The sequence below is a fragment of the Ruegeria sp. K3 genome, assembly GCF_056531845.1.
Window position 1 is genome coordinate 88,338 of sequence record NZ_JBQFMM010000004.1, and the last position, 23,685, is coordinate 112,022.

Annotated in this window: 19 protein-coding genes and 1 tRNA gene; 11 read left to right on the forward strand and 9 right to left on the reverse strand. The window is 55.9% G+C overall.

Annotated elements, in window-relative coordinates:
- The first annotated feature begins 172 nt into the window (after nt 1-172).
- Nucleotides 173-2,062 (forward strand): propionate-CoA ligase PrpE, encoded by a 1,890-nt coding sequence (gene prpE, locus ACR0MP_RS08980; RefSeq protein ID WP_170732896.1) that lies wholly within the window; start codon nt 173-175, stop codon nt 2,060-2,062.
- Between the two features lie 180 nt (nt 2,063-2,242).
- Nucleotides 2,243-3,682: an amidase family protein gene (locus ACR0MP_RS08985; protein WP_170735448.1), complete on the forward strand. Its 1,440-nt coding sequence runs from the start codon at nt 2,243-2,245 to the stop codon at nt 3,680-3,682.
- Nucleotides 3,683-3,953: 271 nt separating this feature from the next.
- On the opposite strand, the gene ACR0MP_RS08990 is transcribed toward ACR0MP_RS08985, so the two are convergent.
- A complete protein-coding gene (locus ACR0MP_RS08990; protein ID WP_170391948.1) occupies nt 3,954-4,715 on the reverse strand; it encodes an NAD kinase in 762 nt (253 codons plus the stop codon).
- A gap of 168 nt (nt 4,716-4,883) precedes the next feature.
- Between ACR0MP_RS08990 and glyA the strand changes: the two genes are divergently transcribed.
- Nucleotides 4,884-6,179, forward strand: coding sequence for a serine hydroxymethyltransferase (glyA, locus tag ACR0MP_RS08995; RefSeq protein ID WP_170391950.1), 1,296 nt, complete (start codon nt 4,884-4,886; stop codon nt 6,177-6,179).
- 69 nt (nt 6,180-6,248) lie between these two features.
- On the opposite strand, the gene ACR0MP_RS09000 is transcribed toward glyA, so the two are convergent.
- Nucleotides 6,249-6,623 (reverse strand): hypothetical protein, encoded by a 375-nt coding sequence (locus ACR0MP_RS09000; protein WP_170391953.1) that lies wholly within the window; start codon nt 6,621-6,623, stop codon nt 6,249-6,251.
- Nucleotides 6,624-6,712: 89 nt separating this feature from the next.
- Here ACR0MP_RS09000 and ACR0MP_RS09005 point away from each other — a divergent pair, with 89 nt between their 5' ends.
- Complete coding sequence (locus ACR0MP_RS09005) at nt 6,713-7,471, forward strand: alpha/beta fold hydrolase (protein WP_170401328.1); 759 nt, start codon at nt 6,713-6,715, stop codon at nt 7,469-7,471.
- On the opposite strand, the gene ACR0MP_RS09010 is transcribed toward ACR0MP_RS09005, so the two are convergent.
- The 6 genes from ACR0MP_RS09010 to ACR0MP_RS09035 all read right to left on the reverse strand — a co-directional run bounded on the left by ACR0MP_RS09010 (nt 7,472) and on the right by ACR0MP_RS09035 (nt 16,175).
- Entirely contained in the window at nt 7,472-7,657 is a 186-nt protein-coding gene (locus tag ACR0MP_RS09010; RefSeq protein WP_170391965.1) for a hypothetical protein, read from the reverse strand.
- A gap of 83 nt (nt 7,658-7,740) precedes the next feature.
- Nucleotides 7,741-8,133 carry a rhodanese-like domain-containing protein gene (locus ACR0MP_RS09015; RefSeq protein ID WP_170420870.1) on the reverse strand — a complete coding sequence of 131 codons (393 nt, stop codon included), beginning with the start codon at nt 8,131-8,133 and terminating at the stop codon, nt 7,741-7,743.
- A gap of 72 nt (nt 8,134-8,205) precedes the next feature.
- A complete protein-coding gene (locus ACR0MP_RS09020; protein ID WP_170391969.1) occupies nt 8,206-9,546 on the reverse strand; it encodes an HlyD family type I secretion periplasmic adaptor subunit in 1,341 nt (446 codons plus the stop codon).
- 3 nt (nt 9,547-9,549) lie between these two features.
- Nucleotides 9,550-11,856, reverse strand: coding sequence for a type I secretion system permease/ATPase (locus ACR0MP_RS09025; protein WP_170401332.1), 2,307 nt, complete (start codon nt 11,854-11,856; stop codon nt 9,550-9,552).
- Between the two features lie 36 nt (nt 11,857-11,892).
- Complete coding sequence (locus tag ACR0MP_RS09030; protein ID WP_480886415.1) at nt 11,893-13,839, reverse strand: type I secretion protein; 1,947 nt, start codon at nt 13,837-13,839, stop codon at nt 11,893-11,895.
- Between the two features lie 128 nt (nt 13,840-13,967).
- Nucleotides 13,968-16,175 carry an MSCRAMM family adhesin gene (locus ACR0MP_RS09035; protein ID WP_170401336.1) on the reverse strand — a complete coding sequence of 736 codons (2,208 nt, stop codon included), beginning with the start codon at nt 16,173-16,175 and terminating at the stop codon, nt 13,968-13,970.
- A 612-nt stretch (nt 16,176-16,787) separates the two neighbouring features.
- On the opposite strand from ACR0MP_RS09035, the gene ACR0MP_RS09040 reads away from it, so the two are divergent.
- The gene (locus tag ACR0MP_RS09040; RefSeq protein ID WP_170401338.1) at nt 16,788-17,549 is read left to right on the forward strand and encodes a helix-turn-helix transcriptional regulator; all 762 of its coding nucleotides are present in this window, start codon (nt 16,788-16,790) and stop codon (nt 17,547-17,549) included.
- Complete coding sequence (locus ACR0MP_RS09045; RefSeq protein ID WP_480761130.1) at nt 17,542-18,039, forward strand: hypothetical protein; 498 nt, start codon at nt 17,542-17,544, stop codon at nt 18,037-18,039. Before ACR0MP_RS09040 ends, ACR0MP_RS09045 begins: the two co-directional genes overlap by 8 nt.
- Nucleotides 18,040-18,047: 8 nt before the next feature.
- On the opposite strand, the gene ACR0MP_RS09050 is transcribed toward ACR0MP_RS09045, so the two are convergent.
- Nucleotides 18,048-18,133, reverse strand: a tRNA-Leu gene (locus ACR0MP_RS09050).
- A 203-nt stretch (nt 18,134-18,336) separates the two neighbouring features.
- Between ACR0MP_RS09050 and ACR0MP_RS09055 the strand changes: the two genes are divergently transcribed.
- The 5 genes from ACR0MP_RS09055 (at nt 18,337) to ACR0MP_RS09075 (ending at nt 23,658) form a co-directional block, all read left to right on the forward strand.
- On the forward strand, nt 18,337-19,380 hold the full coding sequence (locus ACR0MP_RS09055) for a pyridoxal-phosphate dependent enzyme (protein ID WP_170401340.1): 1,044 nt from the start codon (nt 18,337-18,339) through the stop codon (nt 19,378-19,380).
- Entirely contained in the window at nt 19,377-20,522 is a 1,146-nt protein-coding gene (locus tag ACR0MP_RS09060) for a M24 family metallopeptidase (RefSeq protein ID WP_480886420.1), read from the forward strand. Before ACR0MP_RS09055 ends, ACR0MP_RS09060 begins: the two co-directional genes overlap by 4 nt.
- Nucleotides 20,519-21,232: an aspartate racemase/maleate isomerase family protein gene (locus ACR0MP_RS09065; protein WP_170401345.1), complete on the forward strand. Its 714-nt coding sequence runs from the start codon at nt 20,519-20,521 to the stop codon at nt 21,230-21,232. Before ACR0MP_RS09060 ends, ACR0MP_RS09065 begins: the two co-directional genes overlap by 4 nt.
- 132 nt (nt 21,233-21,364) lie before the next feature.
- Complete coding sequence (locus tag ACR0MP_RS09070; RefSeq protein WP_170401347.1) at nt 21,365-22,465, forward strand: ABC transporter ATP-binding protein; 1,101 nt, start codon at nt 21,365-21,367, stop codon at nt 22,463-22,465.
- Between the two features lie 101 nt (nt 22,466-22,566).
- Entirely contained in the window at nt 22,567-23,658 is a 1,092-nt protein-coding gene (locus tag ACR0MP_RS09075) for an extracellular solute-binding protein (RefSeq protein ID WP_170391999.1), read from the forward strand.
- Nucleotides 23,659-23,685: the final 27 nt, after the last annotated feature.

Here is a 23,685-nt window from a genome sequence, read left to right on the forward strand (position 1 = left end):
CATATGACGCTCAGAAGTCTGCTCAGATCAGAGGATTTGCAAAAATTTGCAAGCCAAACTGCAAGGTTCTGCAAAGATTTTGCGATAAACTGACGCGCCGTTATGCGCATCGCTTGCTCGAAACATCCACGATGCCTAACACATAGCACAAGGAATTTGGGAGGAGGCCATTATGGCATATCAGGACGTCTACGAGAGCTGGAAGAACGACCCCGAAGCATTCTGGATGGATGCAGCCAAGGGGATCGATTGGGTTCAAGCGCCCAGAAAAGCTCTGTTTGACGACAATGCGCCTCTTTACGAATGGTTCAGTGATGCCAAGGTAAATACGTGCTGGAACGCGGTTGATCGCCATGTGGAAAATGGTCGTGGTGAGCAAACCGCGATCATCTATGACAGCCCCATTACTCATACCAAACGCGAAATCTCATACGTCGAGTTGCGCAATCGGGTTGCTAATCTGGCTGGCGCGCTCCGTGCAAAAGGTATTGAGAAAGGTGACCGCGTCATCATCTACATGCCTATGATCCCCGAAGCGCTGGAGGCAATGCTGGCTTGCGCCCGGCTAGGAGCAGTGCATTCAGTGGTATTCGGCGGCTTTGCCAGCAACGAACTGGCCGTACGTATCGACGATGCGAAACCCAAGGCGATCATCGCTGCCTCATGCGGGATGGAGCCGGGACGCGTTGTGCACTACAAACCTCTGCTGGATGGCGCGATCGATCTGGCCACCCACAAACCCGAGTTTTGCGTAATATTCCAGCGCGAGCAGGAAGTCGCACAACTAATCGAGGGTCGCGACGTCAACTGGCACGGATTCCAATACGGTACGGAGCCCGCAGAATGTGTACCAGTCAGCGGCAATGATCCAGCCTATATCCTCTATACATCCGGCACCACTGGTGCGCCCAAAGGCGTCGTGCGCCCGACTGCCGGCCATCTGGTCGCGCTGAACTGGACGATGAAAAACATCTACAATGTCGATCCGGGAGATGTGTTCTGGGCGGCTTCGGATGTCGGCTGGGTCGTTGGCCATTCCTATATCTGTTATGCCCCGCTGATCCACGGCAACACGACGATTGTTTTTGAGGGCAAGCCCGTCGGAACACCTGACGCCGGAACTTTCTGGCGCGTGATATCCGAACACAAGGTCAAAAGCTTCTTCACTGCCCCAACTGCCATTCGTGCCGTAAAACGCGAAGACCCAAATGCAGAATTGATGGCGAATTACGATCTATCCTGCCTTAAGGCTCTGTATCTTGCAGGAGAGAGGGCTGATCCAGATACGATCATCTGGGCGCAGGATGCGCTGAAAGTTCCGGTCATCGACCATTGGTGGCAAACCGAAACTGGCTGGACCATCGCTGGCAACCCGCTCGGAATCGAAGAGCTTCCGGTCAAGCTGGGATCACCTGCCAAGCCTATGCCGGGCTATGACGTTCAGATTCTGGACGAAGGCGGCCATCCTATGAAACCGGGCGAGTTGGGCGCGATCGCAGTCAAACTTCCGCTTCCGCCAGGCACATTGCCAAACCTATGGAATGCTGAGGCGCGCTTCAGAAAATCCTACCTTGAGCATTTTCCCGGCTATTACGAAACCGGTGATGCGGGCATGATCGACGAAGATGGGTATCTCTATATCATGGCCCGTACCGATGACGTGATCAACGTCGCCGGGCACCGACTTTCGACGGGCGGGATGGAAGAGGTGTTGGCCGCCCACCCCGATGTGGCAGAATGCGCCGTGATTGGGGTTTCTGATCAACTGAAAGGCCAGATGCCCGTAGGTTTCCTGTGCCTGAATGCCGGATCCGACCGGAATCACGCGGAGGTGGTAACCGATGTGGTCCAGATGGTTCGTGACAAAATCGGCCCAGTCGCTGCGTTCAAGAAAGCAGTGGTGGTGGATCGTCTGCCCAAGACACGCTCGGGCAAGATCCTGCGTGGTACGATGGTGTCGATCGCGGATGGGAAGGCGTATAAAATGCCTGCCACAATCGATGACCCAGCAATTCTGGACGAGATCACGGTGGCCCTGCAAACTATCGGCTACGCGCAGTAATTTCACGGTACGATCAAGCGGAGCGCCTTACGGCGCAATCGATTTGCGCTGTCGCGCGTGTGCGAGGCTCTGCCTCGCGCTCCGAGATGTTTTTGGCCAGATGAAGGTTGGATCCGTTTTGCGATTGCGGGGCTTGTCATTGGGTCCTCCTCACCTCAGTTTGAGGTGAGGAGGACGAGCATGACACAGGGCGATATCTGGCGTTTTGATGCAACAGAATTGGCTGCGCTGACCCAAGCTGGCGAGTTGAGCGCAGAAGAGGTGATCAGTGATGCATTGGAGCGGATGCATCAGGTAAATCCCTCGCTGAATGCTGTCGTGGACGATCTGGGCACAGAAGCGTTAGAGCGTGCATCTGCGCTTGATAAGGCGCGCCGCAATAGTGCCTCGGTTGGGCCGCTGCACGGGGTCCCCGTGACCATAAAAGTGAATGTCGACCAGAAGAACCATGCCACTACAAATGGTGTGGTTGCCTTGAAGGATGTCATTGCCCCTGATGACGCCCCGGTGGTTTTAAACTTGCACAATGCGGGGGCCATTGTCATCGGGCGGACCAACACGCCCGAATTCTCGTTCCGCGCTGACACGGATAATCCACTTCATGGGCGCACGCACAATCCTTGGGGCCGCCATATCTCGCCCGGTGGGTCGTCCGGGGGCGCGGGGGCTGCGGTCATGGCGGGCATCGGCGCACTGGCTCATGGCAACGATATCGGAGGTAGCTTGCGGTTCCCTGCTGCAGCCAATGGTGCGGTTACAGTGAAACCGGGGCTGGGCCGCGTACCGGCCTGGAACCCCAGCCAGAAGGTGGAACGCGGGATGCTGGCACAATCGATGTCGGTACAGGGCTTGATCACAAGAAGCGCAAAGGACCTGCACCTTTCGATGCCCAGCCTGATCGCCCCGGACGCCCGCGACCCCTTCCATGTGCCAATGCCTTGGCGCGGCGCGGGGCCGGACGTCCCAATCAAAGTTGCGTTCACCAAAAATACGTTCGAATACGCTTTGCATCCCGAAGTGGACAAAGCGCTAAGTACTGCTCGGGAGGCGCTGGTAGATGCCGGATATATAGTTGAAGACATTGATCCGCCGGATGTGTTCGAATGCGGGCGCATCGGCTATCGCGCGCTGATGGGTGAAGTGCTGACGTTGATGAAAAACGATATCGAGGCAGCCGGGTCTCAAACCATTCGTGATATTTTCGAGGTTTATTTTCAGGAGTTTCCTCCGATCGTAGGCGACGAACTGATTCAGGCGTTGGCGCAACGCAGCCATTATGCGCGCCAATGGTCGCTATTCATGCAGGAATATCCTTTGGTCCTGTCTCCATTCCTGCCGCAACCGTTCTTCAGACCCGATCGTGATACCGAAGGCGCCGAAGGCGTTCATGAGGTGTTAGGATGCGCAGTCTATTCTTATGCGATGAATTTCCTCGGGCTGCCCGCCGCCAGCGTTCCCGCACGCTTGGCCGAATTGCCGAATGGGCCGCAACCGATCAATGTTCAGATTGCTGCTCGACGCTGGCGTGAGGATATGGCGGTGGATGCAGCGGTCGCGATCGAAGCGCGTGTGGGGCAGATGGCTCCGATTCTGTGGGATCGAATGAGCACGCAAACCTGAGACATCTTCACTCAGGCCTCACAAATGAAATAGACCCCGGGATTTTGTCCCGGGGTCCGCATACTAAAATATGCCCGGATTAAGATGACGAGCGTAGCACCACCCACCCTCGCCAGCGCGAAAACTGCGCAACCATTCGAAAACACCTTTAGATGGCCACTCACTTCCACCTCGGCGTGTTCTCCGGGCAACTTGAAGTTAACAAACCCTTATCGCGTTGCATGTGAACTGGTTCACACAAGCGGTGGAAAAATGATCAACACGCTGAGATTTAAGTAAATTGTTCGGAGATCAATCGTTCTTCCAGGCCGTGGCCAGGGTCAAATAGAATACGATGCTGGATCGCAATCTCAGACCTGATCTCGACCCAATCGATATCCGGAAACGATATGGAATCGGCCGCAACGATAACCGGGCGTTTGTCAGCCTCGATCACATCGAATCTGACTTTCGCAACTTTCGGCAGCAAGGCGCCACGCCACCGCCGGGGGCGAAACGCGGCGATTGGCGTCAATGCCAGAACGTCCGCGCCAATGGGTACAATGGGTCCGTGAGCGGAATAGTTATATGCGGTTGAACCCGCCGGCGTGGCAAGCAATGCACCATCACACACGAGTTCGGCCATACGTACCCGCCCATCCACGCTGATCCGCAGCCGCGCTGCCTGCGGCCCTGCGCGAAGCAGCGAAATCTCGTTGATTGCAAGTGCTTGGTGCTTTTGGCCCGCCTGGTCCATTGCAGTCATCGCCAGTGGATTGATGACTTCTTCCTCTGCTTCTGCTAGCCGGGCCATCAGATCAACTTCGGCATATTCGTTCATCAGAAACCCGATGGTACCGCGATTCATTCCGTAAACCGGCTTGTCCAAGTGCTGGACGCCCTGCAACGTCTGAAGCATGAAGCCATCACCACCCAGCGCCACCACAACATCTGCGTCTCTCGGCGCTGCATTTCCGTAGCGCGCCACAAGCGCATCCCGGGCGGTCTGCGCAACCTTGGCATCGCTGGCCAGAAAGGCGATTCTCTTTGTCATGTTTTATAGTTTCCAGTGCTGCACATTTGGTTCCGAAACAAACATACCTTTCCGCAATAGGCCAGAGTTGACGCCATAGAGGGCCATTTCGTCGCTTTACAACCTTTCTGACACACGTCGTTTCCGATAGGAAATCCGCCAGATACACCCCAGCCATGCGGAGCGCACATGAACGCCAATCTTCGTGACAACGGATTTTTCACCCAGTCCCTCGCGGATCGTGACCCCGAGCTGTTCGGCTCGATCACATCTGAATTGGGCCGCCAGCGCGACGAGATCGAACTGATCGCCTCGGAGAACATCGTCTCTGCCGCCGTGATGGAGGCGCAGGGCTCGGTCATGACCAACAAATATGCCGAAGGTTATCCGGGCCGCCGGTACTATGGCGGTTGTCAGTTCGTCGACATTGCCGAGAACCTGGCTATCGACCGTGCCAAGCAGTTGTTTGGGTGTGAGTTTGCCAACGTCCAACCGAATTCGGGATCGCAGGCGAACCAAGGTGTATTTCAGGCGCTGATCAAGCCCGGTGACACCATTCTGGGAATGTCGCTGGATGCAGGTGGTCACCTGACCCATGGTGCGGCACCGAACCAGTCAGGCAAGTGGTTCAACGCGGTACATTATGGCGTGCGCAAGCAGGACAACCTGATCGACTATGATCAGATCGAAGCGCTGGCAAAGGAACATAACCCCAAGCTGATCATCGCCGGAGGCTCGGCCATCCCGCGCGTCATCGATTTTGCCCGCATGCGTGAAATCGCCGATATGGTCGGCGCCTATCTGCATGTGGATATGGCCCATATCGCCGGTCTGGTTGCCGCAGGCGCGCACCCTTCGCCCTTCCCGCATGCGCATGTGGCCACCACCACCACGCATAAAACCCTGCGCGGCCCGCGCGGCGGCATGATCCTGACCAATGATGAAGCGATTGCCAAAAAGGTAAACTCGGCGATCTTCCCGGGCATTCAGGGTGGTCCGCTGATGCATGTGATTGCTGGCAAGGCCGTTGCCTTTGGCGAGGCACTGCGTCCTGAGTTCAAGGACTATATCAAGCAGGTCGTTGTGAATGCGCAGGCCCTTTCAGATCAGCTGATCAAGGGTGGCCTGGACACTGTGACCCACGGCACCGATACCCATGTGGTTCTTGTCGACCTGCGCCCCAAAGGCGTTAAAGGCAACGCAACCGAGAAAGCTTTGGGCCGGGCACATATCACCTGCAACAAGAACGGTGTGCCGTTCGACCCCGAAAAGCCGACGATCACCAGCGGTATCCGTCTGGGCTCGCCTGCCGGAACCACCCGCGGTTTTGGTGAGGCCGAGTTCCGCCAAATCGCAGACTGGATCATCGAAGTGGTCGACGGTCTGGCCGCAAATGGCGAAGACGGAAACGGTGCGGTCGAAGCCAAAGTCAAAGCCGAAGTCGCCGAACTTTGCGCGCGCTACCCGCTTTATCCGAATCTCTGATCCAATACGGATCTTAGAACAGAAAACGGCGCCCTGATCGGCGCCGTTTTTCTTTGAGGCGTGCAGCGGTCAGATATACCCGCGCCATCGTAGTACGAACACAGCCAACGCCGCCAACACGATCAGGCCCAACGCAAGCGAACCAAGAAAGCTCAGGAACCATCCCCAACGTCGATCTGCCAGATTGATCGCGTTTAGGTGGCCTTGCACCTCGTCCGACGCTTTTTCGAGCCGGGGCATATCCAAAACCATCCGCAGTTTGGGATGCTCGGCCATCTGCTCGGCCTCTGCCAGAACCAAGGCCTGTTTATAGACCTTGCGCGGCAAACGCCGCTTTGCGCGCCGGACCGAGGCAATCAGGGTCTTGTCTTTCACGCCAAGCTTTTTACGCAGCAACCGAATGGTCTCTGCGATCCGGGTCTGGATATCGATTTCCTGCGTCATTGGCGCCTCCTGACGGGACAATGTAGCCGCGCGTCACACCGGCGACAATGGGGCTGGTTGTTCCGCGCGGTGACGCGTATCACAGGAGCATGCTGAATACGATCATCCATGGCGACCCGACCGATCATCCGCCCCTGCTGATAGCGCATGGCCTCTATGGTTCGGCGCGCAACTGGGGAGTCATTGCGCGGCGACTGTCGGACGAAAGACAGGTGATCGCGGTCGATATGCGCAATCACGCCTACAGCTTTTGGGATGCTCAGCATGGCTACCCGGATTTGGCGCATGATCTGGCAAAGGTCATCGACAGCGTTGGCGGCATCGCCGATATCGTCGGGCATTCCATGGGTGGAAAAGCTTCGATGGTGCTGGCGCTGGAATATGGCGATCTGGTGCGCAAGCTGGTCGTCGCAGACATCGCACCAGTGGCATACAGCCACAGCCAGATTCAATTCATCGAGGCAATGCGGGCGGTCGATATGTCCCGCGTTCAGCGTCGTTCAGATGCCGAAGCACAGCTGGCCGATCTGGGCGTCGAAAAGGCGCTGCAGAGCTTTTTTACGCAGTCTTTGGATGTTGAGGGAGGCCGCTGGCGGCTGAACCTAGATGTACTGGCCAGCGAAATGCCAAAGATCATGGGCTTCCCCGAGATTTCGACCCATTGGGACGGCCCTGCTCTGTTCCTGTCCGGCGCAGCATCAGATTATGTGCAGCCCGAACACCGAGAGCAGATTCGCACCCTGTTTCCTGCAGCTCGCTTCGCCAAAATTCCCGGTGCGGGGCACTGGCTGCACGCCGAGAAACCCCGCGAATTCGAAGCTGCAGTCAGGACCTTCTTTAACGCTTAATCAAGCGCCTTGATACAGGCGTTTTGCCACCAGCCACGACACCGGCGCGGCAACAACCGCCCCTGCTGCTGCGGCGGAAACGATGGCCATCCAGGTCACCATTCCAACCGCTAGGACCGCAATCACGGCAGAACCCGCGATGGCTGTGGCGATCAAAGAATAAAGCGTGGCTGCTAGGCGTATCATGGCCAGTATCCTGTGTTTAAGCTTCTGGCCTTTACATTACAGCAACGGAATATGTGTGACTTTGATTTGGGTCAGATATGTAGCTACATCCCGCGATCCATTGGCCCGGTCGCCTCGCCGCCGCCATTCACCCAATCCGCAAAGCCGCCCAGATTGTAGACGTGTAAATACCCCATATCCTTAAGCAGTTTCCCAGCCAGCGCCGCCCTGCCACCCGATGCACAATGCAGGATGATCACCCGGTCCTTGCGCAGTTCCGCGTCATGGGAAGGCAGCTCGGGATCGGCCCGAAACTCCAACATCCCGCGCGGGATATGATGCGAGCCGACCGCGCGCCCTGTCCTTTCAAGTTCAGGCGCATCGCGAATATCCAACAACAGGGCACCCTGCCCGATCAGTTCTTTGGCCCGGCTGGCATCGATACGCTCAACCACCGCGTTTGCAGCTTGCATCATGTCTTTGACCGTCAATGGCATTTGCGCCCCTCCAGGAAATGAATCCGTGAAAGGCTAACATGCAGAAAATTGAAGGTGTAGAGACTCAGGCGCTTAATGTTCGCGGAAAGCACGCGACATACTGTCAACCACCGGCTTGGCGATATAGGCCGCAAAGGTGCGTTCCTCGGTCTGGATCATGATCTCGGCGGGCATTCCGGGTGTCGGCACGAAGCCCCGCACGCGACCCATCTCTTCCGTGGTCAGAGAAATGCGCGCCAGATAGACCTCTTGCGGCATACCGGCAGAATCCTCGACAAGCGAGTCAGCCGAGACGTAATAGACCTCGCCCTCAAGCACTGGGGTTGTCCGTTGATTGAGCGCGACTAGGCGCACCGTCGCGATCTGCCCGGTGACCACGCTGTCGATCTCGGTACGCGGGATCTGCGCTTCGATGATCAATGGCGCATCGGCGGGCAGAATCTCAGCAATCTGTTCGCCAGTTTCGATCACCCCGCCCGGCGTGTGGTGATGAAGTCGCACCACTGTGCCTGTCACCGGTGCACGCACAACGGCACGGGCCAGAACGCTACGGGCCTGACGGGCTTTTTCACGCACACTTTCAAGATCGGCTTCAATAACGCCCAACTCGTCCAGCGCAGCCTCGCGGTAGGCTGAGCGGGTGCGCAGAATCTGCTCTTCATACTTCAGCAGCATCTGGTTTACCTCAGCCGTTTCTGCGCGCAAACGCGCCAGTTGACCTTCGGCTTCGGCCTGCACCCGGCGGATCGTATTCAGATCACCTTTGCGCACTAATCCTTTTTCAAACAACGAATATTTGGTCTCGTATTCTTCCTCGAGAATCTCTGATCGCCTTTCCATGCTGACCAATTGTGCTTCAAATCCTGACGCACGAATTTTCAACGCCTCCATGTTGCGCTGCAGCAAAGCAATATCGTTCAGCAGCGTCTTTCGCGATACATCAAAGCTGAGTTTCTGATTGTCGAGGATCGTCATGACCTCGACGTCGTCCGATGCTTCGATCAATCCGGGCGAAAACACGAGGGTTTCCTGTTCGCTATGCTCAGCCAGCAACCGTTCGGTCATGGCCTGAAGGCGAAGTTTGCGAATGAACAATTCGCGTTCACTCGCCTCGGCCGAGGTCTGATCCAAAGTCATCATGATCTGTCCGGCTTGAACAGATTCACCTTCCGAGACCAGTATGTTCTCGATGATACCGCCTTCCAAATGCTGCACGATCTTGTTGCGACCGGTCGCGACAAAGCTGCCTTGCGCGATGACTGCAGCGGCCAGAGGTGCACGGAAGGACCAGACGCCAAAGCCGCCAAAACAGACAATAAGCATGATAAAGCCAATCACGATGAATTTGGTGATCGAGCGCGGAACCTCAGAGTACCAAAGACCGCCTTCATCGGTGCGTGCCACGTCGTTCATCGCTTAATCCCCCTTGCCCTGTATTTCGGGCGGTTGCTGGCGCGGCCCGTTGAGCTGTTCCAGCACCTGTTCGCGCTGCCCGAACAGCGCCACGCGCCCATCGGTCAGCAGCATGATCTTGTCGACAACATTCAACAGAGTCGGCTTTTGCGTAATCACCACAACGGTGATCTTGCTTTCCTTTGCTTGCTCAATCGCACGCGCAAGCGCCTTGTCACCCGCCACGTCGAGGTTCGAGTTCGGCTCATCCAGAACAACCAAACGCGGGTTGCCGAAGAAGGCACGCGCCAAAGCAATACGCTGCTTCTGGCCACCTGAGAGAGGTGAGCCGTCGGCGGCCACAACAGTCTCATACCCCTGCGGCAGCGTTGCGATCATGTTGTGCACGTCGGCCAAAACGGCGGCATCGTGAATCTGCTCATCCGTGGCATCGGCACGCATCCGGCCAATATTGTCTTTGATGCTGCCGGGGAACAGCTGTACGTCTTGCGGCAGATAGCCAATATTTTCGCCAAACTGGCGGGGATCCCAGTTGCGGATATCCATCAGGTCCAGCCGCACACTGCCCGAGGTCGGCAGGATCGAACCCACCAGCGTTTTGCCAAGCGTCGTTTTCCCCGCGCCTGAATTCCCGATGATCGCCAGAGTTTCACCCGGGTTCAGCGCAAAGGTGATTCCGTTCAGAACCACCCGCTTGGTGCCGCCTGGGACATATAGCAGGCGTTCGACATCCAACCGCCCCTCAGGCCGTGGTAGGCGCAGTTTTTCATATTGCAGGGCCGAGTTCGACAGCAGAGCCTTGATCCGCCCAAAAGCGCCGCGCGTCAGCAGGAAGGTATTCCAACCCTCAATCGAGCCTTCGATCGGCGCGAAAGCCCGCCCCGCGATGATCGAGGCGGCGATGACCATACCGCCGGTAATTTCACCTTGAAGGGCCAGAAAGGCGCCCCAGCCCAGAATGCCGATCTGCGTCAAAAGACGGACGGCACGCGAAATGGCCGCGAAGATCACGTTGCGATCCTGCGCCTTGACCTGCCATGTCAGCGATTGTGCGGTGTCACGCCCCCAGATGCGCACTGCCTCGGGGATCATCGCCAAAGCGTTGATGATCTGACTGTTGCGCGACATTGAATCCAGATGCTGGTTCGCCAGGGATTGCGCCTGGTTGGCCTTGGCGAAGGGCTTGGCAGTCATTTTCTGGTTGATCAGCGCGATAATCATCAGGATCACAGCGGTCGTCACCACAATCATCCCAAGTTGCGGATGCACCAGAAAGATCATCAGGATGAACAGCGGTGCAAATGGTACATCCAGAAATGAGATCAGAGTGCCCGAGACCAGAAAGCCCCGCACCTGTTGCAGATCCCCAAGTGTCTGATATTCGCGTCCGTTGCCGTGCAGCGAGGCATGGGCCGCAGCGCTAAGAACCGGGGCCCCAAGACGGGCGGCGACCTCGACCGCTGTACGCATCAGCATGAACCGACGAACGGCATCAAATGCGGCTTGAAAAATGACTGCTCCGGCAACGATTGCCGTCAGCATGATCAACGTATCCAGCGAGCGACTAGTCAGAACCCGGTCACTGATCTGAAACAGGTAGATCGGGATCGCTAGGATCAGGACGTTGGTCGCGCAGGTCAGTACCAGCACAAAAGCCAGATTGCGCCAGATGGCGCGCAGTGAGGTACGCAGCGTCTTCTGGAAATCCTCAGGCGGCGTGCGTTTGTGGAATGTTTGGGGTGGCCCCTTGCCATCGCCACCACCCGTCCCCGGGCGCAGCAAGGGTTGGTTGGCCTTGGCCTCGATCGTGGTGCCCATGCGGTCTTTACCATCCGACGGCGCAGAGGGGGTCATGCGTGCAGTCGATTGGTCGGCGGTTTCACAATCGGGGGCTTCGGTATCGGCCACCCCAGTGTCGCCACCCGCAGGATCCTTATCTTGCGCGGGCCGCGACGACGCGCGCCGAAGGGGAGAACCAGCGCGCGGTTGTGATGTTTGATCCAACTGCTCTGCCTGGGTCTGCCCCGGATCATCCGGTTGTGTCGTCGCCTGAGGCGCTTCTAATTGCCGCGATCGTTTCGCGGGCCCGGCAACCGGAGTGTCACTTGCTTCCGGGGTCTCTGGTTTGGTTTCGGGTTCCGCCAGTTGCATATCACTTGTCAAACGCAGGCGGGACGCTGTTTTTGCAAGTTTACTTTCATTTGGTTTTGCTACCCGATTTCGGGGTTCCAGGGTCAATGGGCCTCCGCCTCCGTGCCGGTCCAATGGACTTGCAAAACGGGTGCGGCGCGACGAAAAAACGATCGACATAAACTAACCTTCCGGTCACTCGTAAATCAGGAAATATTAGGCCAGCATGGTCTGCAGGCCATCAGAGGAATTCGCCATTTCGCTTGGCGTGAGATCGTTACCGTTAGGTCCAATGCCATTGTCGTGACCTGGCATACCCGCCTCTTCCATGATGGCGGCGATTGCCTCGTTGGTCAACTCGGCGATGTCCTCATTCGTGGGCATGTCAAGCAGGCTTGCCTGATGCAATAGCAGGTCAGAAAATGCCCCATCCTGAGCCATAACAACCGAATCCACGCCGGCCTTGGTTACATTGGCGGCGTTCAGCATCGCATTGCTGCCTGCCAGAACCTCGGTCTCGTCCGCGTGGGGACCATTCAGATATACGTCATCCTGATCGGCAAGCATCGTCGATTGCTCGGCTACGTTGACCTGAACCAGCGATCCATCGATCTTGAGGACCCGCATCTGCTCCATGCCAGCAAACATCGGATCGTTCATTAGCGCCTCTTCCAGCGCTGCCATGTCGTCCTCGCCCATGGTCATGGCGTCGGCCATGGAGTCGTGCATCGCCTGATACGTATCTTCGCCTTCTTTCTTGAGAGAAACCTCGTTCATAACCAGGTTTTCGTCCGATCCATCGATGGGTCCGGGCAATCCGCCCATCACCACATCGTCATCCAATAATACGTGCGTCTGGACAAACGCATCGACCGATATCATGTCGCCTTCGATCATGATCAGGTCATAATAACTGCCAAGTTGAAGAATATTGGTGACATCAATCAACTCGTTGTCACCCAACGCATACAGCGTGGTCGTCGCGCTAATCTCGGCATCAATATGATCGATATCCGTTGCATCGATGTCCTGCTTGACAAAATTTGCTACGATCAGATCGGTCGTAATCCAATCAACATGCACATATGCCGGGGCATCGTCTCCACTTGAGCCTTTCTTAAGCCAAGGGGCTGAGTTGCCTTCGACCTCGATCGTCGACGAGTGCACCACATTGGTGCCCGAGCCGCCATTCGTGCCCTTGTCGGTGTCAGATACAGCGGCGACCTGGCTCACCATGGCCAGTTCGATTGCTTTTCCACCGACCGCAATATAAGGCGCATCGACCCAAGCCACAGTTGCGTTCATCTCGTTGATCGCAAGGTTGCCGCCTGCGATCACCGTGTGACCTTCGGCAAATTCGTCTTCCTCGTCCTGATCCCATTCGGCGGGCATCATATCGGGCGTTTCGTCTTCTTCTTCCTCGTCCGGTCTATGATGCGCAGGCAGAAGATCTTCCCATTCCGGGGCTTCGTCCACATACTCACCATTGACGATCACGCCCATCGCGTCTTCGCCGTGGAACTGATAAACAACTGCGCCTTCAACTTCGACATTGATCGGGGCCAACATCGCTTCGGCCAAAGACTCGACGTATTCAACCGACAAGTAGTCCGAGATCGAGAACGAGGGCACGGCAAACGCGTGCATCGATGCTGCGACCTGCGCAGCCGCCTCGGCCAATGCGATCAACTGATCGACATCGCGGAAATCTCCCTCGCCGACAACGTCATTGTCGCGCAGGAAAATCGTCTGGAACGTGTAGGTCACAGCAGACCCGATAAGCTCTGTCACAATCTCCAGCTGCTGCTCGATCACAAACGTTGCACCTAGGCCGGTTGTCGCTTCGGGTAACGGCAGACCGTCTGAGAGTGGTGGTTCAAGTACAACGACCGTTTCAAATTCAGGGCCGTCGGTTGGGGGTGGAAGTTCAGGAGTGGCGGGGGGGGTGTCAAACCGATAGGAAAGCGGACCATATTTGCCTGGGTCCAATTCAAGATCTGCCTTGATCCGGATCTTTGCGGGTTCTTCCAGTTCGTCCAGTTCCGCCTTGCGCCGCATGGCGGTGAACTCTTCGTACTGATCCCTCAACCGGGCTTTTTCAATCGTAAGATCAAAAGATCCAATAAAGTGTGCAATCTTTTCGGTAACACTATCGAATGACATTTCGATGATCCCTTACCCCCTTGCCGACTTAAATTTCCGGTTCGGGATTTTCTGGGCCGAGGCCACATTGCGTGGCCCCGGCGATTTCATTGAACGGGGGCCGATAATGCGGCCCCCGATTTTTTGTCTTAGACGTCAGTGTCGTCGCTTGCGTAGGACGAGGTCATCGAACCACCAACCATGGTCGTATCGACTGAGTTACCTAGCACATTGGCACCCTGTACGATCGATTGGTTGAAGGCGTTCGTATCGACTACGGCAGCGGCCGAGGCGTAGGATTCACCGGTCACGATGCCATCGCCACCGTTATTCGAACCCCAATCACCGCCATGGCCTCCGGCACCGCCGTCACCCGAATAGGCACCGGCTGCGCTTCCGCCTGTCGTGTTGCCGCCCATTGTGTCACCAGACATGACGTCAACCATTGACGCGCCGCTAGTTCCACCTGCTGCAGTACCAGCAGCACCTGCACCGCCATCACCGCTGTATGCGGTACCAGTGGCATTGCCCGTTGCGGACGAATCCGAGTCATTGTCCGATGCAGATGCACCGCCGTATCCGGCAATCGCCTCAGCGAGGCTATCTGCAGAACCATCAGTGTCGGTCTCTGAGAATACATCTGATGCACCACCCAGACCACCTGTGGCCTCGGAAGCACCAGATCCAGCAGCACTGGCGTTTGAATCCGATGCAGCAGAACCAGTTCCACCTGCACCACCATCACCATCAGCCGTTGAAGTACCTGTGCCCGTGCCATCACCGGAACCGTTGGCAGCGTTCGAACCACCATCACCACCATCAGCGTCCGCATCACTTGCGTTGGCAGCCGATCCGTCAACATCACCAGATGTCTGATCGACACTTGGGCCTTCAGCGTCTTGATCACCTAAACCTTGAACATCGGCATCAGCTGCTGAACTTCCGTTGTTGTCTCCGCCGTCTCCGTCTCCACCGGTGGATGAACCACTGCCAGAATCAGCTCTGGAATTACCGGTGTCGGCATCTGCATCACCACGGCCGCTTTCAGAGATTTCCTGCTGGAGGCGCGCGATTGCTTCTTCGACTAGGCGCGAGAATCCACCCGAGCCATCGCCGCCGTCGCCTGAAGCGTCGCTATCGGTAGTACCAGTTCCTGTTCCGTCAGCTGTGTTGTCACCGCCGTCATTGTCGTTGGCGTCGGTGTTGTTGTCGCTGTCGTTATCAGCGTTGCCATCCGCATTCGAGTCGCCGTCGCCACCATCTGCACCAGATGCATCTGCGTCGTTATCCGCTACACCCTTGCCTTTGGCGCTGGACTCTGAGTCAGCATCACCACCGTCAGCATCGGCATCGGACTCGCTGTACGCCTTACCATAGCCTTTGCCTACACCTTCGGAATCGGCATAGCCGCCATCTCCGCCTTCGCCATCAGTCGTGTTATCGCTGTCGGTGTTGTTGTCAGCATTCGAGTCGCTGGTGCTGTCACCACCGTACCCGCCAATGCTCTCACCATCAGCGTTCGAATTGGATTTGGCTTTGCCGGTGCTTGCATTGTCAGCATTACCTGAATCGCCACCGCTACCACCTTTGGCATGGGCATCAGCGTCACCAGTGTCTCCGCCTTCACCGTAAGCGTCGCTACCAATGGTCTTGCCGCCTACAGCTTCACCGCCATAACTGGTTCCACCTTTTCCGGAAGCTGCACCATTTGCATTGGAACTAATACCTTCCGCAGCGTTGGCTTCGCCACCATTGGCATCACCGTTTTGCTTGAATTCTCCGTAGTTACCAACTTCGGCATTATCCAACTGATCGTTGTCTTCCAAGCTTGCCAGCTGATTGTTGATCGACGACATATCGTTGCCAGGACCATCCAGCGAAATATCAAGGTTCAGATCATCACCGGGATCATAATTCAGGTCGCGACCGGCGGTGATTACATCACCAACGCTGGCGTTGTCGCCCAGATCCAAGTCTACCTGATCGTCATCGCGGGGAATCCATTCGCCGCCACCGAAGTCAATGTTGACCGCATTATTGTTAGAGTTGTCATTATCATTATTGTCTTCACCACCATTGGTGTTTTGCTGCTGCTGCTTCTGATTTTGATCCTGATCTTGCGCGTTGTCATTGTCGTTATCATTTTTAGAACGCTGTGACTGATCTTGTCCTTGTGAATCAGAGTTGTTCGCAGAGTTTTCAACGTCCTGATCTTGCTTTTGCTTCTGAGCGTTGATGTCAGCTTCGATATAGGCTTCGTCTACCGCTATATCTGTTTCGAAATCGGCGTCCAGATTATCGATTTGGACGTCATCAATTGTGGTCACGGTTGTTGTTTGGTTGGGTTGGCGTCTCATAAAATTTTCCACTTTTACTGAAGCACCGGGCCGCCATTCATCTACAAAGCGGCTACAGGCGCGGTTGAAAACAGAGTACGCGCACAAGGTGTCAAACTGGACACTCGCGCGGCAGTGAAAGTCTTCTGTTTGGTTTGCCCCCCTTTCTCGGCTAAGCCGATTCCATGACCACGAGAAATTCGCTGAAATACGCGGACCGCAGACACGTCAGGTTCAAGTTCACTTCACAAATAGAAGCCTAGGAATGGTCGCAGCGATAAAGGGGTATGCATAGCTGGCCGAAAGCATTATTTTTTTGCAAATCACTGTTTAATATATATTTTTTTGAAATTCGCCTTATTTCGCGCCAGATTTTACCCGGAAACAATCATGCGCAAACATATAGGATTATTAACCCTGATATTTCATGGAGTTACGCTAAAACCAGATGCGAAGAACCTGATCAAAGGTTCTAGTAAGCGGTATTGCAGAACCCGCCTTTGGTTGCTGAAACACGTACTTTCAGCTATGATAAGGTACTATTTGAGTTCAAAGTTAATGTTTCGCGCCACCCAGCTCTGTACCCGATTTAAAGATTCAGAGGGCGGCGTTTGTATTAGTGGGGGAAAGTCAATGAATATTTCATTGCAAGAAGACGCCCGTGATCAGATTGAATATCCCGAAGAGCTGTCGATTATTTTTATCGGCAAGGAACTGTTCTACTCGAACCAAACCCTGAGAAGTGTTCAAAGCGAATTCGGCGTTCGTGCATCAAGATATGAAAGCCTTGACGACCTGCTGGCTGAGAGTGGGAACTCTGTTCCCTCCGAGCGCATCATTGTCGTGGATCAGATGATGCTCGAAGATCTGTTGGCGCGGCCCGCTGATTACTCCCGGCTCGCCGAGACAGGATGTCTGGCCTTCGCCTATCGCAAGAAAAGTCCGGCCCGGGTTCTGTTCGAACGCTGGGATCGTACCCGTTTCGGCAGTGTCGGGTATTTGCCAATGAACGTGGCGCCGGATGTTTGGCGCGCAATATTGCGCCTTCTGATGCACGAAGAGCTGCACCTGCCCTGCTTTCTGGCCGACAGCATGACCGCAACACAAAGTGCGCCAGGCACACCTATCGAAAAACAGCCTGCAACCAGAACCCGGTCGCCCGACAAACTGTTGCGATACTCAAAGCTGACGCGCCGCGAAAAGCAAGTCCTGAGGCTGGTATCGCAAGGCAAGAGCAACAAGACCATTGCGTCGAATCTGGGCATCACCGAACACACCGTCAAACTGCATATGCACAATGTCTCGGGCAAGATCGATGTGAGCAACCGGACTGAAGCTGCGCATTTTTACTTTGAGGTCGCGCCGAACGAAGCGCGCAACGCGCCCGTTGGATGAGGCATTCGAAACCCGGTTCGACCGGCTCATTCTGTTGGTGGGTCGGCTCAACTATATGTGGACGAACACGGAAAGCCTGCTGATCCACCTGATCGCAGGTCTGACCGGGGCCAATAAAGATGTTGCGGTCATCATATTCCTGACGCTTAACACCACACGTGCCCGTATCGATCTGGTCGAACGTCTCGCCAAGATGGAGGGTCGCCCCCCTGAAATCCGCGATCCGATTCTCGAACACACCCAGCGGTTGTCGCGCCTGTCCTCTATTCGAAACAAGTACAATCACTGCATCTATTCTTTCGATCAGGAAAGCGGAAATCCAAAGACCATCCTGATGCGCATTGCTGATCGCAAGACTGACATCAAACTTGGTCGTGAAGACACAGTCGACGACAAAGCAATGAAAGAAATCGAGGATGTTGTCACTCAGCTCTCGAATGCCAACAGGGATATCTGGAAATTGATCACCCAAATGGGTTTCCCTGTCTGAGATGGTACTGGTGCGGGCGGTGGGACTCGAACCCACACGGCACTAAGGCCTTCGGATTTTAAGTCCGATATGTCTACCATTCCATCACGCCCGCACATCATCGTCGAAGTTTTGTCTCACCGCGCCGATGTCGTGTGCAGACACTTACAACCAACCAAAACGATTGAAAAGATACTCATTCATCAGATCCAGGGATGCAGGCAGAACACGAACACAATCCTGCTGAATCAAGGCCGAGCTTGACAGCCTTCGGCCAATTCGTTCACGTCGGCGCAACACAAGATCAGGGAGCGAGCGATGAAACTAGTCAGTAACCCGTTTCGAGGTGGTTCTAAGCTTTCGGATCAGGCCCCTTATCCCTCCGTAGAGACAGATGGGTTGGGCCGGCATCGATTCTTCTGCCCTGACTTTGCCGAAACGCCCCTTGTGAATGCATCGGCGCTGGCACCCGTCGCGAATCTCTGGGTTAAAGATGAGCGAAGCCGTATGGGCCTGGGATCGTTCAAAGCGCTGGGTGCGGCTTATGTGATCGCCTGCGAAGCGAATGACATCTCGGTCACGCCAGATGGTAACACGCTCAAAGGGCACACCTATGTTACAGCAAGCGCGGGCAATCACGGGATGAGCATGGCCGCGGGCGCGCGCACTTTCGGAGCTGATGCAGTTGTCTACATCGCAGAAACAGTTCCAGAAAGCTTTGCAGATCGCCTGCGCGCTCAAAACGCACAAGTGGTCCGGGCGGGTGCGGATTACGCCGCCAGCATGGAAGCAGCCAGTCAGGCGGCGCAGGACAATGGCTGGACTTTGCTCTCGGACAGTTCCTGGGAGGGGTATACTGAACTACCGTACTTGCTGATGGAAGGGTATCTGCAAATGGCGGTCGAAGCCGCCGAGCAATGTACTGAGGCACCAACGCACGTTCTTCTGCAAGCCGGTGTTGGCGGCATGGCCGGTGCCGTCGCTGCCTATGCGCGGGTCGTTTGGGGAGATGCTCCGCAGATCATCGTTGTCGAGCCAACCTCTGCCCCGGCGCTGCAGGCCAGTATCGAAGCGGGGCATTGTGTGTTTGCTGACGGGCCCGACAGCATCATGGGGCGACTGGATTGCAAAGAGCCCTCGCTGATCGCCTTGAACGGCTTGGCCCGAGATGCCGATCTGTTTGTGACAATCGAGGATGACACTGTCGAAGCACAGCTTCCGGCCATGGCGAAGGCCGGGTTGGAAACCAGCGCCTCGGGCGGTGCTGGCATTGCGGCCGTTCTGAACGACGCGATCCGTAGTGAACTGGGTATTGGACCGAATTCCAAAGTGCTCTGCATCTTGAGCGAGCAACCTGCATGAGAGGTTTCGCACCAGAGGAATTCGCGACCCGCGTTGCGCGCGCCCAGCATCGGATGCAAGAAACCGGTCTATCGGCCCTGTTGCTTACGACTGAGCCCCAGCTTCGCTATTTCACCGGTTATCTCACCCGTTTCTGGGAAAGCCCAACGCGGCCTTGGTTTCTGATCGTTCCGATTTCTGGCAAGCCGGTTGCAGTAATCCCATCCATCGGTGCTGCATTGATGGCACAGACATGGATCGACGACATTCGAACCTGGAGTGCACCCGACCTTGAAGATGATGGGGTATCCCTGCTGGCCGATACACTGAGAGGGTTGACGCCTGAAAACGCCTCAATCGGCTGCCCCGACGGGCATGAGACCCATGTAAGGATGCCACTGGCCGATCTAAGGCATCTCGAATCCGCAATTGGAGCGCGCCAAATTACGGGTGACCATGGCATCCTGCGGGCGCTGCGGATGGTGAAATCTGACGCCGAGATCGCAAAGATTCGAACTGCCTGTCAGATTGGTGCCCACGCCTTTGCACGAGTGCCCGAGGTTGCCTCAGCAGGGACACCGCTGGATCAGATATTTCGAAACTTTCAGAGACTCTGCCTTGAAGAGGGTGCCGACTGGGTGCCCTATCTGGCCGGAGGGGCCGAGCAAGGCGGGTACTCGGATGTAATCTCACCCGCGACACAGACCCCGCTTCGTATAGGCGATGTGCTGATGCTCGACACTGGCCTCGTCCACGATGGCTATTTTTGCGACTATGATCGCAATTGGTCCGTCGGCCCAGCGAGCAAGGCGGTACGCGATGCACATGCCAGATTGGTCGAGGCTTCGGATGCAGCGTTTGATCAAGCCCGCCCAGGCGTGACGGCTTCTCAGCTTTTTCATACGATGAACACAATACTTACCGATGGCAGCGCGGGTACCGATGCCGGGAGACTGGGCCACGGGTTAGGAATGTCGTTGACCGAATGGCCTTCGCTTATTCCCGATGATCATACTGAACTGCAACCGGGAATGGTTTTGACGCTTGAACCGGGTATTGCGGTCGATGGCAAAATTCTCGTGCACGAAGAAAACATTCTGATCACCGAAGGCGCGCCCGAATTCCTCAGCCCCCGGATAGGACCGGAGATTGCCGAGATATGAGCACGTTGCCGTACACACTGGATCCTGACGATCCCTCGGCTGTACCAATGGGGCTGATCGTTTTACAGACTGACGAGACAATCGAACCTGAGTTTCGTAGCCTTTTTATCGATGACAAAAGCCCGCTTTATGTCAGCCGCATTCCCAGCGGGGCCGAGGTTAACACCGACACGCTGGCGCAGATGGAGACCGACTTGCCTGCAGCGGCTGATTTGCTGCCAAAGGCGCGGCCCTATCGAGTTGTTGGCTATGGATGTACGTCAGCCAGTTCGGTTATCGGCTCGGATCGGGTTGAGCAGATGGTCATGCAGACCTGTAATACATCGACCGTCACCAACCCGTTGCGGGCAGCCTCTGCCTGCGCGAGACATTTGGGCGTCTCAAAATTTGCACTGCTGTCGCCCTACATTGAAGAAGTAAACACTCCGTTGCGACGCGCGTTTGCAGAACAAGGCATCTCGATGGATGTGTTTGGCACTTTCGGCGAATCCGAAGAAGCCAAAGTTGTGCGGATCTCAACCGATTCCGTGGTCGATGCCGCCGTGCGACTCGGAAGAGATTCAACAGTCGACGCCGTATTCCTTAGTTGTACGAACCTTCGGACACTGACGGCTATCCCAAGGATCGAAGCGCAGATCGGCAAACCTGTCCTGTCAAGCAACCAGAGTTTGGCCTGGCATATGAAACAACTGAACGTGTCGCAAAATTAGGCAAATGCGGCGTTTACGCGACTCCAATTGCTTTACGGGCTTGCGACCATTTGTTAGCCTCGTCATCAATGCACGAGAAGATCAATGAGGCCCGGACCAACCGGGTAATCATTTGACGCAACAGGGGGTCTTGTGACCGACACAAATAGCGACGCCGCGTTTGTTGAATTTCAACGCGTTCAAAAGTCTTATGATGGCGAGAACCTCGTCGTCAAAGATCTCAACCTGGCAATGCCAAAGGGCGAATTCCTGACCATGCTCGGGCCGTCCGGATCAGGTAAGACGACCTGCCTGATGATGCTTGCCGGATTCGAAACCGCCACACATGGCGAGATTCTTCTGGATGGAAAACCCATCAACAATATCCCTCCGCACAAACGTGGCATCGGGATGGTGTTCCAGAATTATGCTCTGTTCCCGCATATGACTGTGGCCGAGAATCTTTCATTCCCGCTGGAAGTCCGCAAGCTGGGTAAGTCCGAGCGCGAGGAGAAAGTCAAACGCGCGCTGGACATGGTGCAGATGGGTGCCTTCGGCAATCGTCGCCCCGCGCAGTTGTCGGGTGGTCAGCAGCAACGGATCGCACTGGCACGTGCGCTGGTGTTCGAGCCCGAACTGGTTTTGATGGACGAACCGCTGGGTGCGTTGGACAAACAACTACGCGAGCATATGCAGTTCGAAATCACCCGTCTGGCGCATGAACTGGGCATTACCACCGTCTACGTGACCCACGACCAGACCGAGGCATTGACCATGTCCGACCGTGTTGCGGTGTTTGACGATGGCCGCATTCAGCAACTGGCCCCGCCGGATCAGCTGTATGAAGAACCCGACAACAGTTTCGTGGCGCAATTCATCGGTGAAAACAATACCCTGGAAGGTGTTGTTAAATCCATCGATGGAGATACCTGCCTTGTGCAATTGGATGACGGCTCGGAAATCGATGCGGTGCCGATCAACGTGCACAATCCGGGCGAACGTACCAAGGTCTCGATCCGGCCCGAGCGCGTAGAATTCAATAAAGACCGACTGCATGCCGATGCACATACGCTGAAAGCAACGGTCAAGGAATTCATCTATATGGGCGACGTGTTCCGCTTCCGCATGTCGGTGGCGGGCAATGACGAGTTCATCGTCAAAACACGGAATGCCCCCGACGCCATCCGTCTGAATCCCGGACAGGAAATCGAGATCGGCTGGCTTGCAAAGGATTGTCGTGCGCTCGACGCATAGACCAAGCCGCGCGGTACAAACGTGGCTTACCGAGGGACCAGCTGGCGAAAACCCGTGCGTCAGCTGACCAAACAACAAACGGGAAGTACTGGGAGTAACACATGAAAACTACCAAAACACTGCTGACAGCAGCTGCTATTGCGACAGCGGCTGGCGGCGTTTCCGCCGAAGAGATGACCATCGTCTCGTGGGGCGGCGCCTATTCCAAATCGCAGCTCAAGGCTTATCACGAGCCCTATTCGGAGAAGACCGGCGTCACCATCCTGAATGATGACAGCTCGAACGAGGCCGTCGCCAAACTGCGCGCGATGAACGAAGCGGGCAACATCACATGGGACGTGGTTGATGTGGTTGCGGCGGACGCGATCCGCCTCTGCGACGAAGGTCTGGCACTTGAGATCGATTTCGACACTCAACTGGCCCCTGCCCCCGATGGCACGCCTGCCTCCGAAGATTTCGGTGACCTTCTGGTCAGCGACTGCTTTATCCCGCAGATCGTCTATTCAACCACTTTCGGTTATCGCACAGATCTGGTCGGTGATACTCCGCCAACCGACATCTGCGCAGTATTCGATCTTGAAGCCTATCCCGGCAAGCGCTCGCTGGAAAAGCGCCCGATCAACAACATGGAATGGGCGTTGCTGTGTGACGGCGTTGCAAAAGACGACGTCTACGACGTTCTGGCCACTGCTGAAGGTCAGGACCAGGCCCTGGCCAAACTGGACACCATCAAGGACAGTGTCGTCTGGTGGTCTGCCGGTGCCGACACGCCACAATTGCTGGCTGATGGAGAAGTTGTCATGGGTTCGACCTATAACGGCCGTCTGTTCAGCGTGATCGAAGAGCAAAAGCAGCCGGTTGCGATGCTGTGGGATGCTCAGGTATTCGATCTTGATGGCTGGATCATTCCGGCTGGTCTGAGCGAGGAGCGTCAACAGCGCGCACTGGACTACATCATGTTCGCAACTGACACGCAGCGTCTGGCAGATCAGGCCAAGTACATCTCGTACGGCCCGGCTCGTGCCTCCTCTGCACCGCTGGTGGGTCAGCACGCCGATCTGGGCATCGACATGGCACCACACATGCCGACCGATCCGGAAAACGCCAAGAACACGTTCCTGTACAACTACGAGTTCTGGGCGGATTACCGCGACGATATCGACGCCAAATTCCAGGCTTGGCTGGCGCAATAAGCGTCTGATTTCCTGAGATTGTCGGGG

Coding starts and splice junctions, on each gene's coding strand:
- ACR0MP_RS08985 (WP_170735448.1), top strand. CDS start 2,243: ATGACACAGGGCGATATCTGGCGTTTTGATGCAACAGAATTGGCTGCG.
- ACR0MP_RS08990 (WP_170391948.1), bottom strand. CDS start 4,715: ATGACAAAGAGAATCGCCTTTCTGGCCAGCGATGCCAAGGTTGCGCAG.
- ACR0MP_RS09055 (WP_170401340.1), top strand. CDS start 18,337: ATGAAACTAGTCAGTAACCCGTTTCGAGGTGGTTCTAAGCTTTCGGAT.
- ACR0MP_RS09060 (WP_480886420.1), top strand. CDS start 19,377: ATGAGAGGTTTCGCACCAGAGGAATTCGCGACCCGCGTTGCGCGCGCC.
- ACR0MP_RS09010 (WP_170391965.1), bottom strand. CDS start 7,657: ATGATACGCCTAGCAGCCACGCTTTATTCTTTGATCGCCACAGCCATC.
- ACR0MP_RS09005 (WP_170401328.1), top strand. CDS start 6,713: ATGCTGAATACGATCATCCATGGCGACCCGACCGATCATCCGCCCCTG.
- ACR0MP_RS09030 (WP_480886415.1), bottom strand. CDS start 13,839: ATGTCATTCGATAGTGTTACCGAAAAGATTGCACACTTTATTGGATCT.
- ACR0MP_RS09025 (WP_170401332.1), bottom strand. CDS start 11,856: ATGTCGATCGTTTTTTCGTCGCGCCGCACCCGTTTTGCAAGTCCATTG.
- ACR0MP_RS09020 (WP_170391969.1), bottom strand. CDS start 9,546: ATGAACGACGTGGCACGCACCGATGAAGGCGGTCTTTGGTACTCTGAG.
- ACR0MP_RS09000 (WP_170391953.1), bottom strand. CDS start 6,623: ATGACGCAGGAAATCGATATCCAGACCCGGATCGCAGAGACCATTCGG.
- glyA (WP_170391950.1), top strand. CDS start 4,884: ATGAACGCCAATCTTCGTGACAACGGATTTTTCACCCAGTCCCTCGCG.
- ACR0MP_RS09015 (WP_170420870.1), bottom strand. CDS start 8,133: ATGCCATTGACGGTCAAAGACATGATGCAAGCTGCAAACGCGGTGGTT.
- ACR0MP_RS09075 (WP_170391999.1), top strand. CDS start 22,567: ATGAAAACTACCAAAACACTGCTGACAGCAGCTGCTATTGCGACAGCG.
- ACR0MP_RS09035 (WP_170401336.1), bottom strand. CDS start 16,175: ATGAGACGCCAACCCAACCAAACAACAACCGTGACCACAATTGATGAC.
- ACR0MP_RS09040 (WP_170401338.1), top strand. CDS start 16,788: ATGAATATTTCATTGCAAGAAGACGCCCGTGATCAGATTGAATATCCC.
- ACR0MP_RS09065 (WP_170401345.1), top strand. CDS start 20,519: ATGAGCACGTTGCCGTACACACTGGATCCTGACGATCCCTCGGCTGTA.
- prpE (WP_170732896.1), top strand. CDS start 173: ATGGCATATCAGGACGTCTACGAGAGCTGGAAGAACGACCCCGAAGCA.